An 11,808-nucleotide genomic window follows, 5' to 3' on the forward strand; every position below is an offset into this window, starting at 1 on the left:
ACGCGATTGGGGGGGTGGGGCCTGGACCCAACCACGTGACACGGAGGAACACCGCTGTGCCTGAAACGCCCTGGTGGCGGACCGCCGCCATCTACGAGATCTACGTCCGCAGCTTCGCCGACGGCAACGGCGACGGGATCGGCGACCTGGCCGGGCTGCGGGAACGGCTGCCGTACCTGCGCGACCTCGGCGTCGACGCGCTCTGGCTGACGCCGTTCTTCCGCTCCCCCATGGTCGACGGCGGCTACGACGTCGCCGACTACCGCGACGTCGACCCGACGCTCGGCACGCTCGCCGACTTCGACGCGATGCTGGCCCGGGCGCACGAGTTCGGCCTCCGGGTGATCATCGACGTGGTGCCGAACCACACGTCGTCCCAGCACCCGTGGTTTGCGGAAGCGTTGCAAGCCCTTCCAGGGTCGCCCGCCCGGGCGCGGTACCACTTCCATCCGGCGACCACGGACAGTAACCCACCGAACGACTGGGAGTCGGTGTTCGGCGGCTCGGCCTGGACGCAGGTGCCCGACGGCGAGTGGTACCTGCACCTGTTCGACCCGGCCCAGCCCGACCTCAACTGGGACAACGCCGACGTGCGCAGCGAGTTCGAGGGCGTGCTGCGATTCTGGCTCGACCGCGGCGTCGACGGCTTCCGCATCGACGTCGCGCACGGCATGGCCAAGCGCGCCGGCTACCCGCCGGTGGGCCGCTCCGGCCAGATCGGCCTGCTCGGCAAGGCGGAGCTGCCGTACTTCGACCAGGACGGCGTCCACGAGATCCACCGCGCCTGGCGCAAGATCCTGGACTCGTACCCCGGGCAGCGGATGGCGGTGGCCGAGGCGTGGGCGTCGACCCCGCAGCGGCTGGCCCGGTACGTCGCCCCGGACGAGCTGCACCAGGCGTTCAACTTCGACTTCCTGTCGGCCCCGTGGGACGACCCGGCCGAGGTGAGACGGATCATCGACGCCTGCGTGCACGCCGCCGACTCGGTCGGCGCGCCGACCACGTGGGTGCTGGCCAACCACGACGTGCAGCGGCACGTGACCCGGCTGGGCTCGCCGCAGCGGGCGTTCGCGGCGGCGCTGCTGATGCTGGCGCTGCCGGGTTCGGCGTACCTGTACCAGGGCGAGGAGCTCGGCCTGCCGGAGGTGCTCGACCTGCCGCCGGAGGCGCGACAGGACCCGGTGTGGTTCCGCTCGGGCGGCACGGACCCGGGCCGGGACGGCTGCCGCGTGCCGCTGCCGTGGGAGGCGGCGGCGCCGGCGCACGGCTTCTCGGCGACGGGCGCGTCGTGGCTCCCGCAACCGGCGTGGGCCGCGCTGGCGGCCGACACGCAGGCGGGCGACCCGGCCTCCACGCTGGAGCTGTACCGGGAGGCGCTCCGCCTGCGTCGCGGCTTCACCGGCCCGCTGCGCTGGAACGACTCCCCGGCCGGCGTCCTGGACCTCACCCGGGACGGTGTCCGCTGCGTCGTCAACCTGTCCGGCGGCGCCGTGCCGCTGCCGGACGGTGACGTCGTGCTCGCCAGCGGGCCGGTCGACGGGGACGTGCTGCCGGACAACACCGCGGTGTGGATCTTTGCAAGAGGAAACGAACTTTCCTAACCGTTTCCGCAGGTCAGAGGACCTTGCAAGAACTGTCTGCTGGAAATTCTTGCAAGGTTCTTGACACCGCTTTCAGCAGCACCGAGGCTCAGCGTCATCGATCCGGCCGCCACCGGGTCGTCGTGCACACTCCGCCACCGCCATTCCGGAGGACCTCGTGCGTACACCCCGTCTGCTCAGAACACTCGCGATCGTCGGCGGCCTGGTGCTGGCCGCGGCGCTTGCGGTACCCCTGCTGAACTCGGATCGCAAGGCCGAGGCCGCCGTCGGCGACAACGACGTCATCGCCAACCTGTGGCTCTGGCCCTGGAACTCGATCGCGAGCGAGTGCACCAACGTGCTCGGCCCGGCCGGCTTCGGCGCCGTCCAGGTCGCGCCGCCGGAGGACTCGATCAGTGTCGCCGGGCACCCGTGGTGGGACATCTACCAGCCCGCGTCGTACCAGATCAACGGCCGGATGGGCACCCGGGCCCAGTTCCAGAACATGGTCAACGCCTGCCACGCGGCCGGCGTCAAGGTCTACGTCGACGCGGTCATCAACCACATGACCGGCGCCAACCAGAGCAGCACCACCGCCTACGGCGGATCGAGCTTCACGAACAACTACAGCTACGCGACCGCCGGCTACAGCTCGTCGGACTTCCACTTCTACCCGGCCAACTGCCCCCAGTCCGACAACCAGATCCACGACTGGAACAACCAGACCGAGGTGTGGAACTGCCAGCTCGTCGGCCTGTCGGACCTGAAGACCGAGACCGACTACGTCCGGACGAAGATCGCCGGCTACCTCAACGACCTCATCGGCATCGGTGTCGACGGCTTCCGGGTCGACGCCGCGAAACACATGAGCCAGGCCGACCTCGCGGCGATCAAGGGCAAGCTCACCAACCAGAGCGTGTACTGGGCGCAGGAGGTCATCCCCGGCAGCCCCGGCAACCTGGCCCCGGCCGCCTACGAGGGCGTCGGCGGCGTGCTGGAGTTCACGTACGCGTACAGCCTGAAGAGCCAGTTCCAGGGCAGCATCGCCAACCTGCAGACCTTCGGCCCGAGCTGGGGCCTGCGGCCGAGCGACAAGTCGACGGTGTTCGTGTCCAACCACGACACCGAGCGCAACGGGCAGACCCTGTCGTACAAGGACGGCAGCACCGACACCCTTGCCAACGTCTTCATGCTGGCCTGGAACCACGGCACGCCGAACGTGATGAGCTCGTTCACGTTCTCCAACAACGACGCGTCGCCGCCGGCCGACGCCAACGGCTACGTGACCGCGGTGACCTGCGGCAGCGGCTGGCAGTGCCAGCACCGGCAGCGCGCGGTGAAGAACATGGTCGGCTTCCACAACGCGACCCGGTCCAGCACCACGGTCGGCAACTGGTGGTCGGACGGCAGCAACGCGATCGCGTTCTCCCGCGGCTCGACGGGCTGGGTGGCCATCAACAACGGCAGCGGTACCGTCGCCGCGCGCACCTTCACCACGGGACTCCCGGCGGGCGTGTACTGCGACGTCATCCACGGCGACTACAACGCCACGGCCCAGACGTGCTCCGGCCCGACGGTGACCGTGAACGGCAGCGGCCAGGCCACGGTCGGCGTCGCCGCCAAGGACGCCGTCGCCCTGCACGCCGACGCCCGCGTCGGCGGCACGCCCACCACGTCCCCGTCGGTGTCCACGTCGCCGTCGACCGGCCAGGGCGTCAGCTTCACGGTGACCGGCGCCCCGACCGGCGACCCGATCTACCTGGTCGGCTCGGTCGCGGCGCTGGGCTCCTGGAACACGGCCAACGCGATCCCGATGACCGCGAACGGCTCCGCGTGGACGACGACGGTGACGCTGCCGGCGGGCGCCCTGGAGTACAAGTTCATCCAGAAGACGGCGTCCGGCACGGTCACCTGGGAGCCCGGGTCGAACCACACCTACACGGTCCCGGCGTCGGGCAGCGGCACGGTCGCCACGACGTGGAACGGCTCGACCACGACCAACCCGGCGGTGACCTTCAACGCGACGGTCACCACGACGTGGGGCCAGAACGTGTTCGTGGTCGGTTCGGTGCCGGCCCTCGGCTCCTGGAACACGGCCAACGCGATCGCGCTGTCGTCGGCGAACTACCCGGTCTGGTCCGGGACGGTGACCCTGCCGGCGAACACGACGGTGGAGTACAAGTTCATCAAGAAGAACTCCGACGGCTCGGTGACCTGGGAGAGCGGCGCCAACCGCACCCTGGCCACGGGCACGGCCAACCAGACGGTCAACGCCACCTGGAAGTAACCGCGGGACAGAGCGGCCGGCGCCCGGTGGGTGTGGCGCCGGCCGTTCGCGCGTGCACCGCGGCCATGGGAACGCCGGGCGGTTCAGCGGCCGCCGGATACGGTGAGGTCGGTTCCGGTCACGAACGAGGCGTTGTTGGAGACCAGCCACGAGACCGCCGCCGCCACCTCGCCCGGGTGGCCCATGCGGCCCATCGGCGAGGTCTCGGCGATCTGGCGGGCGGACGGGCGGGCGGACATCTCGGTGTCGATGATGCCCGGCGAGACGCTGTTGACCCGGATGCCCTCCTCCGCCACCTCGCTCGCCAGGCCCTTGGTCATGGCGATGACGGCACCCTTCGTCGCCGCGTACGGCACCAGGTGCGGGAGGCCGCCGGTGTGACCCGCCACCGACGCCAGGTTGACGATGCTGCCGCCCGTGCCGCCGTGCTTCGTCGACATCGCGCGGATCGCGTGCTTCGCGCACAGCGCCGGGCCGACGACGTTCGTCTGCACCAGGCGGGCGAGCGCGTCCGGCCGCTGGTCCGCCATCGGCGCCTCCTGGCCGATCGAGCCCGCGTTGTTGACGAGCCCCACCAGCGGTTCGCCGAAGGCGCCGGCCTTCTCGAACATCGCCGCCACCTGGCCGGCGTCGGCGACGTCGGCCTGCACGGCGGCCGCCCGCCCGCCGGCCTGCGAGATCTCCCGGACGACCGAGGTGGCGCCCTCCGCGTCCTGCGCGTAGTTGACCACCACCCCGTACCCGTCCTGCGCCAGCCGCGTCGCGATGGCCGCCCCGATGCCCCGACTGGCCCCGGTCACCAGCACCGTTCCGTTCGTCATGCCACCCATGCTCACCGCCCCACCCCGGCCCCAGCCCCACCCGTTTCGGCTGAGGCCCCGCAGGCGAGATAGATGGTCATGGCGGTCGCGGTGCCGTTCACCTCCGCGGAGGAGGCGGCCGGCGGCGACCCGCCCGGCTGGTCTTCGGCCGGTCCGGCGGTAGCGGAAGAAGCCCCGGCAACCACCTTGCGCAGTAGGTCGGCCAGTGTCTGCCGCTCCACCGGCGTGAGCGGCGCGAGCAGCGCCGCCTCGCCGCGTCCCTCGTCCGCCGCGTGCCGCTCGAACACCGCGCTGCCCGCCTCGGTCAGCCGCACCGCGACCCGCCGCCGGTCGGCCCCGCCCGGCCCGCGGGTGATCCACCCGGCGGCCTCGATCGGCGCGAGCCGCGCCGAGAGCGCCCCGCGCGTGAGCCCGAGCAGCTCGGCCAGTCGCGACGGGCTGGTGGTGTACGGCGGGCCGAGCCGGCGCAGCATCAGCAGCACCTTGAACTGGCCGTGGTCGAGCCCGCCGCGCGCCAGCCCGTCCCGCCGGGCCTGCGCCATGTACCGCGACAGCAGCCCGAGCCGCACGAAGATCGCCTCGGCGACCGGGTCGAGCCAGTCGAGCTCCCGCTCCCACACCTCGACCAGCCGATCCGCCTCGTCCCGCACGACGCCCCCCGCCAGAGATAGTTTTCTTGTGGATAGTTTTTGCGATTACTACCGTGCCTGGACATGACCGACACCGTCAACATCCCCGTCGAAACCGTGGTCGCCGCCGCCCGCGCCCTGTCCCTGGCCGGCCGCTGGCCCGTCGCCGCCGGCCTGCTGCGCGCATCGGGCAGCGAGGACCCGCGCATCCTCCTCGCCGCCGCGGAGGTCGCCGTGGAAGGCGACTGGTTCAGCGGTACCGCCGATGCCTCCGCCGCCATCGCGAAGCTCCCCGGCGACGGCTGGGACGCCCGCTTCCTGGCGCTCCGCGACGTCTACCGCCGCAACCTGCGCCACCCCGGCGAGCCCGCCCCCGCCGACGCGTCCGCGGCGACGGCGACGTGGTTGCGGCAGGAGGCGCAGGCGCTGCTGGACGCGGCGCAGGACGTGACCTGCCGCGGCTGGGCGAGCATGTACCTCGGCCTGATCAGCGACAACATCCTCGAGGACCGCGCCGCGGCGCCCGGGCACTACGAGGCCGCGCTCGCCGCGTCGGGCGACGACCCGCTGCTGCGCCGGGAGGCGCTGCGGCACCTCGGCGACCACGACCACGAGGCCGGCGACCACGACCTGGCCCTGGAACGCTGGCGGGACGCGACCGCCACCGGCGCCGCCGCCGGCAACGTGCCCGGCACGCTGTCGCAGCAGCTGCTCCTCGCCGTGCTGGCCCGCGACGCCGGCGACGAGGCCGGCGCGGTCGCCCTGGCCGCCGAGGTGGCCCGCTGGTCGGCCGCGATCGGCGCGGTCCGCACCGCGGCGATGGCCCGGGCGTTCGTCGACGGCACCGACCCGACGAAGGGCTAAAGGACGTCGGCGTGCGGCAGGTACGTCGTCATCGGCGCCGTCGCCCCGGCCCGGCCCAGCGGGCCGGCCGGGCGCAGCCGCAGCCCCGCGCGGTGCACGACGTCGACGGCCCAGTCCTGGCCGGCGCGCAGGACGGGGACCGTGGTGACGCCGTCCGTCGCGCCGAGCGCGGCCCACAGCAGCGCGGCGGCCGCCTCCGGCGAGGTCGCGGCGAGCAGGACCGGGCCGGGGTCGAGCACCGCGTACCCGCCGTCGTGCACCAGCAGCCGCGCGCCCGCCCCGAGGATCGCCTCCAGGTCGGGGCCGTGCGCGGCGCCGCGCTGGGCCCGGTCGACGTCCGCGGCGAACCCCAGGTCGGCGGCGTCGCCGGGCCGCACGGCGCCGGTCGTCATGTCCCCCATCCTGCATCGGGGCCCTGCCGGGCGGCGAGCAAGCATAGATCAGCTATAAGTTGCGGCATGGATGTTCCGGCGTACCTCGCGACGATGCCGATGCATGCGATCACCGAGATCTACGGGGAGGCGGGGCTGCGCGAGCGGTTCCGGCTGGAGTCCTCCCGCTTCGACGAGGCCTCCCGGGCGCGGCTGGACGAGGCGCTGGCCCTCGCCGCCGAACTGCATCGCGACGACCGGCGGGTCCGCGAGCCGTACCTGAACCACCTGCTGCGAGTGGCGATCCGCATCGCGCACCACTACGAGGTCGACGACGTCGACGTCATCGTGGCCGGCCTGCTGCACGACTCGGTCGAGGACCACCCGGACGAGCTGGCCGGCCACCCGGACGCGACGACGGAGCAGGCCCTGGCGGTGCTCGCCGCGCGCTTCGGCGCCCGCACCGCGCAGCTGGTGGCGGCGGTGACGAACCCGCAGTACGACCCGGACCGCGACAAGCACGAGCAGTACCGCGAGCACGTCCAGGAGAGCCTCGACCGCGAACCGTGGGCGCGGGTCATCAAGGTCTCCGACTTCACCGACAACGGCGTCGGCGTCATCCACACCACGGGCCCCAAGGTGGCGAGGTCGGCCGCGAAGTACCGCCCGATGGTCCCGGTCTTCCGCGAGCTGGTCGCCCGCCCGGACACCCCGCTGTCCCGCCTGGTGAAGCAGCACATCTACCGCCAGCTCGACCTGGCCGAGGAGCGCTTCGCCGCCATCCTGGGCGCCGCGCAGTAGGGTGGCGAGCATGGAGGATCCGTACGACCTGTCCCGGTTCGCCCACGCCCAGTCGGGCGTCTACGACGAGGTGGTCGGCGAGCTGCGCCGGGCCCGCAAGACGGGGCACTGGATGTGGTACATCTTCCCGCAGGTGGCCGGCCTGGGCTTCAGCGAGATGTCCCGGCGCTACGCGATCCGCTCCCTGGACGAGGCCCGCGCCTACCTGGAGCACCCGGTCCTGGGCCCGCGCCTGCTGGAGTGCACGGAGCTCCTCCTGGCCGACACCGACCACACGGCGGCCCAGATCCTCGGCGAGGTCGACGCGCTGAAGCTCCGCTCGTCGATGACCCTGTTCCACCGCGCCCAGCCCGACCAGCCCCTGTTCCGGCGGGCGCTGGACCGCTTCTACGAGGGCGCCGAGGATGCCGAGACCGTCCGCCGCCTCGGTGGCTGACGTCGCCGGTGGGCCTCACCGGGGTTCAAGTGGTGAGGGCCCGGCCTCGGGCGGTGTGGGTCGGGCCGAGTGTGGCGAGTGCTCGTGCAGGAACACGAAGGGATCGGCGTCATGTTGGTGGCCCTCGGGACGGTCGTGGTCGCGTTGTTCTTCGGGGCGCTGTTGGGCGCGGTCGTTCGCAACGCGCTCGGCGCTCCGGTGGGCTGGCCACGGATCCTGGTCGTCGCCGTTGCCGTGTTCCTGGGCGGCTCGCCGCTGGCAACCCAGGTCGCGCAGGCGTCGGGCCTGACCAATGAGGACGGGACCGTTGCCGTGCCCGCGGCGGTCGCGGTGGTGTTCGTCGTGCTCACGTTCGCCTGGGCTTTCGCGCTCGGCGTCGCGGCGCTGGTGGTCTCCGAAGCGCTCTGGCCGACCGGCACCGTCCGAAACCCGGTCCAGTTGGTTCGCGACGCCTTTCGCGGTCGCCGCCGCATTCGTCGCTACGCCGAGATCATGCGGATTCTTTCCGCGTACGGGCTCACCCGCTACGTCCGCGGAAGGCGCGGAAGGCGCAGCGCGTACGGCGGGCCCGCAAACCCCACCCGTGACGTCCACTCGGCCCAGGCATTGGTCGGCGCTCTCAACAAGGCCGGCGTCACCTTCATCAAGCTGGGTCAGATGCTCTCGACTCGCCGTGACCTGCTACCGCTGCCCTACGTCACAGCCCTGAGCAGCCTGCAGAGCAACGCAAGCCCGGAACCGGAGGGCACGGTCGAGCGCATCCTGGAGGCCGAGCTCGGTGGACCGCCCAGTCAGCACTTCGCCGACCTCGCCCCCGAGCCGTTCGCCGCGGCATCGGTCGCGCAGGTGCATCACGCGGTCCTGGCCGACGGCACCCCGGTCGTCGTGAAGGTGCAGCGGCCCAGGGCACGCGACAGCGTCCGCGTGGACAGCGACATCCTGCTGCGACTGGCCCGCAGCGTCGAGGAGCGCACCGGCTGGGGCCGGCAGCTGGGCTTGTCCGGCCTTGCCGCGGGGTTTGCCGAGTCGTTGCGCCAGGAGCTCGACTACCGGGTCGAGGCGACCAACCATCGCATGGTCGCCGCGTCGCTGGCCACCGACGACTACGGGGTCGTCGTGCCGAGGATCGTCGACCATCTCAGCACGTCGCAGGTGATCGTGATGACCCGCCTCGACGGCCGCGCGCTGCATGACGCGAACAGCGGACTCGACTCCCTCGACGCCGAGGCGCGCTCCGCGCTGGCGCAGACCCTGTTCCGGGTCGTCCTCGACGGCGTCCTCGTCCACGGCGTGTTCCACGCGGACCTCCACCCCGGGAACATCCTGCTGCTCCGCGACGGCCGCATCGGCCTGCTCGACTTCGGCTCGGTCGGGGTGCTGGATGCCGAGACACGGCAACTGCTCGCGACGCTGCTGTATGCGGTGGGCATCGACGACAACGTGGCGGCCACCGATGCGCTGTTGATGGTCGTGGGCTCGCCCACCGACACCGACGTCACGACCCTGCGGCGCGAGGTCGGGCAGATCATCACGACCCTGCGCTTCCGGGGCGACGCCGGCACCGACGTGTTCGCGGAGCTCTTCGATGTCATCCGCCGTCACGGCCTTGCCCTCCCGCCGCAGGTCGCCGCCGCGCTGCGAACGATCGCCTCCGCGGAGGAGTCCCTCGTGGCGCTCGACCCGAGCTTCTCGCTGATCAGATCGGCGCAACGCTCGGCCGCCGACATCACCGCCCGGATGCTCGCCCCCGAGCGCATCGCGGACCTGGCCAGGGCCCGCGGATCCGTCGCCGCGGCGTCGCTGAGCCGGCTCCCGTCGCGTCTGGAGAGGACCACCGGCGCACTGGCCGACGGGACGTTGTCGGTGCGGGTACGTCCGGTGGCAGACCCCGACGACCGCAGTTGGATCCGCGGCCGTCTCAACGACGTCGTCGTCTCCCTGGTCGCCGTCGGAGCGATCCTCGCCGCAGTACTGCTGATCGTCGCCGACACCGGGCCGTTCATCACGCCCCGGATCCGGCTCAACACCCTCCTCGGATTCAGCCTGGCGCTGTGCGGCTTCGTCCTCGGCCTGCGTTCGGTCCTCAAGGTCTTCACGCAGACCGACCGCCACGCCCGGCGCTGAACGCTGGTGTGCCGCCGCGCTCAGGATCCCAGCTTCACGGAGAGGGTGCGCAGGAGGCGGTCCACGGCGTCCGGGGCGTACCCGCGGCCCGCGCGTGGGAGGTCGGCCGCGTCGACGGCGTCCTTGGCCGCTCGGCGGTCCGGCTCGCCGCCCGGGCGGAGGGCGTCGGCCGCCCGGCGCAGGAGGGTGTGCACCGCCGCCTGGTCGTAGCCGCGCAGCACCACCGGAAGGTCCGGGGCGCCGAGGATCGCGCGGCGCTCGGCCGGGGCGTCGGCGAAGCGGTCGCCCGCGTGCTCGGCCAGGGCCGCGACCACGGCCGCCGCCGGCTCGCGGACGTCGTCGAGCTTGAGCACCACGCGGTCCGGCGGGGTCAGGCGCAGGTACGGGCCGCCGGGGCCGGACACGGGCTCGTCCAGCTCGATCGTCTCGACCTCCGACCACGGCACCGTGCCGGCGGACAGGGTCAGGCCGTCGGGGCCGATCTCGAACCGGAACGGGCGGAGCTCCTCGCGGATCAGGGCGGCGCCGAGGAGCAGGGCCAGGCCGGCGAACCCGCCGTAGAAGACGGTGGTGAGCGTGTTCACCGCGTTCGCCGCGCAGACGGCGCCGGCCAGCCCGCCCGCCACCACGAGCACGCCCAGGGCGAGCGAGCGGCGGCTGCGGTGCAGCGACAGGGTCATCGGGGCCGGACCTGCGGAAGACGGTCCAGGGTGACGCCGAAGCGCTCGCGGTACACCTGGAGCGTCTGCGAATCGGTGAGCTCCTTCTCCGTCCGCTCGCCGGCGCGGGTCGTGACCAGCCGGGTGCCGCTGAGCGTCACGCGGCCGTCCGGGGTGACCAGCGAGCAGGTCAGCGAGCGGGTGAAATGGGAGTCGGGCGAGGTCTGGTGCCACCAGGCGCCCATGGTGAAATCGGCGAGGTCGTAGGGGCGCGGGTCGAGGCGGTACTCCCAGCCGGCCGGGCCGCGCACGTCGAGGTCGGGCAGCGCCCGCTCGACGACCTCGTACTCCCCGTCGGCGAACAGCTGCGGCCCGCGGGCGTGCAGGCGCAGCGGCTGCTGGGAGAAGCGGCCGAAGCCGACGTCGACGAGGTACGGTTCGTCGAGCGCGACGAGCAGGGCCATGTGGTCGAACGGCACCGAGAACCGCTCCCCGCCGATCCAGACCCGCGCCGAGTGCCGCGTGACCCGGAACCCGAGCCCGCCCAGCAGCGCCGCGAACGCCCCGTTGAGCTCGTAGCAGAACCCGCCGCGGCGCCGGTCGACGAGCTTCGCGACCAGCGCCTCCTCGGTGAGCACGATCGGCTCATCGAGATGGATACTGAGGTTCTCGAAGGGCACCGCCAGCAGGTGCGCCCGCTGCAGCTCCCGCAGCGCGCCGAGATCGGCCCGCTCGGGCCGCTCCGCCCCGATCCGCGCGAGGTACGCGTCGATCCGCCCGTCGTCCACGGCCACACCCTACGCGACGGCCCGGGCACGGAGGTCGCCTCGGATCGGCACCGGCCAGGAGGGCTCCGGCACGGCGGCTCGCCGACGAACTCGCCCTGCTGGGGCCGGAGCTTTCCGGCCGCACGAGCCCCCGCGCACCGCCCGCGCCGCCAACGCCGTCGTCCCGCTGTCGACTGCCGCTCCGCTGGCGGCCGTCACGGCGCCGTCCCTAGCGCCGTGGCCGTCCGACCGCGTTCGACGTTGGTCGATCTACCCTCGGATTCCGCGCCCGGAACGAGGGTAGATCGACCAACGTCTGTGCTATGGCCAGGCCCGGCGCCACCGTCACCCATCCGGCGCCGTCCGCCCGCGCCGTCCGCCCGCGCCGTCCACCCGCGCCGCCCGCCCGCGCCGCCCGCCCGCGCCGCCCGCCCGCGCCGCCCGCCCGCGCCGCCCGCCCGCGCCGCCC

11 protein-coding genes are annotated in these 11,808 nt (G+C 72.8%); 6 read left to right on the forward strand and 5 right to left on the reverse strand.

Translation table 11 applies throughout. The features are described from left to right. The first annotated feature begins 35 nt into the window (after positions 1 to 35). Positions 36 to 1,601 (forward strand): glycoside hydrolase family 13 protein, encoded by a 1,566-nt coding sequence (locus IEZ31_RS43225; RefSeq protein WP_373294780.1) that lies wholly within the window; start codon positions 36 to 38, stop codon positions 1,599 to 1,601. Between the two features lie 157 nt (positions 1,602 to 1,758). Continuing rightward, the gene (locus IEZ31_RS43230) at positions 1,759 to 3,867 is read left to right on the forward strand and encodes a carbohydrate-binding module family 20 domain-containing protein (protein WP_229836678.1); all 2,109 of its coding nucleotides are present in this window, start codon (positions 1,759 to 1,761) and stop codon (positions 3,865 to 3,867) included. Positions 3,868 to 3,950: 83 nt separating this feature from the next. Here the strand turns inward: IEZ31_RS43230 and IEZ31_RS43235 are convergent, their stop codons facing one another. After that, positions 3,951 to 4,688 (reverse strand): SDR family NAD(P)-dependent oxidoreductase, encoded by a 738-nt coding sequence (locus tag IEZ31_RS43235; RefSeq protein WP_190255943.1) that lies wholly within the window; start codon positions 4,686 to 4,688, stop codon positions 3,951 to 3,953. A gap of 11 nt (positions 4,689 to 4,699) precedes the next feature. Next, the gene (locus IEZ31_RS43240) at positions 4,700 to 5,338 is read right to left on the reverse strand and encodes a MarR family winged helix-turn-helix transcriptional regulator (RefSeq protein ID WP_190255944.1); all 639 of its coding nucleotides are present in this window, start codon (positions 5,336 to 5,338) and stop codon (positions 4,700 to 4,702) included. 63 nt (positions 5,339 to 5,401) lie between these two features. Here IEZ31_RS43240 and IEZ31_RS43245 point away from each other — a divergent pair, with 63 nt between their 5' ends. Next, positions 5,402 to 6,181, forward strand: a complete 780-nt coding sequence (locus IEZ31_RS43245) for a hypothetical protein (protein WP_190255945.1) — start codon at positions 5,402 to 5,404, stop codon at positions 6,179 to 6,181. On the opposite strand, the gene IEZ31_RS43250 is transcribed toward IEZ31_RS43245, so the two are convergent. Next, positions 6,178 to 6,573 (reverse strand): hypothetical protein, encoded by a 396-nt coding sequence (locus tag IEZ31_RS43250; protein ID WP_190255946.1) that lies wholly within the window; start codon positions 6,571 to 6,573, stop codon positions 6,178 to 6,180. The two genes, IEZ31_RS43245 and IEZ31_RS43250, sit on opposite strands and share 4 nt — an antisense overlap. Before the next feature lie 66 nt (positions 6,574 to 6,639). Here IEZ31_RS43250 and IEZ31_RS43255 point away from each other — a divergent pair, with 66 nt between their 5' ends. The 3 genes from IEZ31_RS43255 (at position 6,640) to IEZ31_RS43265 (ending at position 9,913) form a co-directional block, all read left to right on the forward strand. After that, positions 6,640 to 7,353: an HD domain-containing protein gene (locus IEZ31_RS43255; RefSeq protein WP_190255947.1), complete on the forward strand. Its 714-nt coding sequence runs from the start codon at positions 6,640 to 6,642 to the stop codon at positions 7,351 to 7,353. Between the two features lie 10 nt (positions 7,354 to 7,363). Beyond that, positions 7,364 to 7,789, forward strand: coding sequence for a DUF1810 domain-containing protein (locus IEZ31_RS43260; RefSeq protein ID WP_190255948.1), 426 nt, complete (start codon positions 7,364 to 7,366; stop codon positions 7,787 to 7,789). Between the two features lie 111 nt (positions 7,790 to 7,900). Next, the gene (locus tag IEZ31_RS43265; RefSeq protein WP_190255949.1) at positions 7,901 to 9,913 is read left to right on the forward strand and encodes an ABC1 kinase family protein; all 2,013 of its coding nucleotides are present in this window, start codon (positions 7,901 to 7,903) and stop codon (positions 9,911 to 9,913) included. 20 nt (positions 9,914 to 9,933) lie between these two features. Here the strand turns inward: IEZ31_RS43265 and IEZ31_RS43270 are convergent, their stop codons facing one another. Then, positions 9,934 to 10,593, reverse strand: a complete 660-nt coding sequence (locus IEZ31_RS43270; protein ID WP_190255950.1) for a hypothetical protein — start codon at positions 10,591 to 10,593, stop codon at positions 9,934 to 9,936. Further along, positions 10,590 to 11,360 carry an arylamine N-acetyltransferase family protein gene (locus IEZ31_RS43275; protein ID WP_229836688.1) on the reverse strand — a complete coding sequence of 257 codons (771 nt, stop codon included), beginning with the start codon at positions 11,358 to 11,360 and terminating at the stop codon, positions 10,590 to 10,592. Before IEZ31_RS43275 ends, IEZ31_RS43270 begins: the two co-directional genes overlap by 4 nt. Positions 11,361 to 11,808 lie beyond the last annotated feature (448 nt).

Origin of the sequence: Dactylosporangium sucinum (genome assembly GCF_014647515.1) — a bacterium.
Lineage (GTDB): Bacteria > Actinomycetota > Actinomycetes > Mycobacteriales > Micromonosporaceae > Dactylosporangium > Dactylosporangium sucinum.

What these genes read in the sequence shown, in the direction of transcription:
- IEZ31_RS43235 (WP_190255943.1), bottom strand. Translation starts at nt 4,688, where the DNA reads ATGACGAACGGAACGGTGCTGGTGACCGGGGCCAGTCGGGGCATCGGG.
- IEZ31_RS43245 (WP_190255945.1), top strand. Translation starts at nt 5,402, where the DNA reads ATGACCGACACCGTCAACATCCCCGTCGAAACCGTGGTCGCCGCCGCC.
- IEZ31_RS43250 (WP_190255946.1), bottom strand. Translation starts at nt 6,573, where the DNA reads ATGACGACCGGCGCCGTGCGGCCCGGCGACGCCGCCGACCTGGGGTTC.
- IEZ31_RS43255 (WP_190255947.1), top strand. Translation starts at nt 6,640, where the DNA reads ATGGATGTTCCGGCGTACCTCGCGACGATGCCGATGCATGCGATCACC.
- IEZ31_RS43260 (WP_190255948.1), top strand. Translation starts at nt 7,364, where the DNA reads ATGGAGGATCCGTACGACCTGTCCCGGTTCGCCCACGCCCAGTCGGGC.
- IEZ31_RS43265 (WP_190255949.1), top strand. Translation starts at nt 7,901, where the DNA reads ATGTTGGTGGCCCTCGGGACGGTCGTGGTCGCGTTGTTCTTCGGGGCG.
- IEZ31_RS43270 (WP_190255950.1), bottom strand. Translation starts at nt 10,593, where the DNA reads ATGACCCTGTCGCTGCACCGCAGCCGCCGCTCGCTCGCCCTGGGCGTG.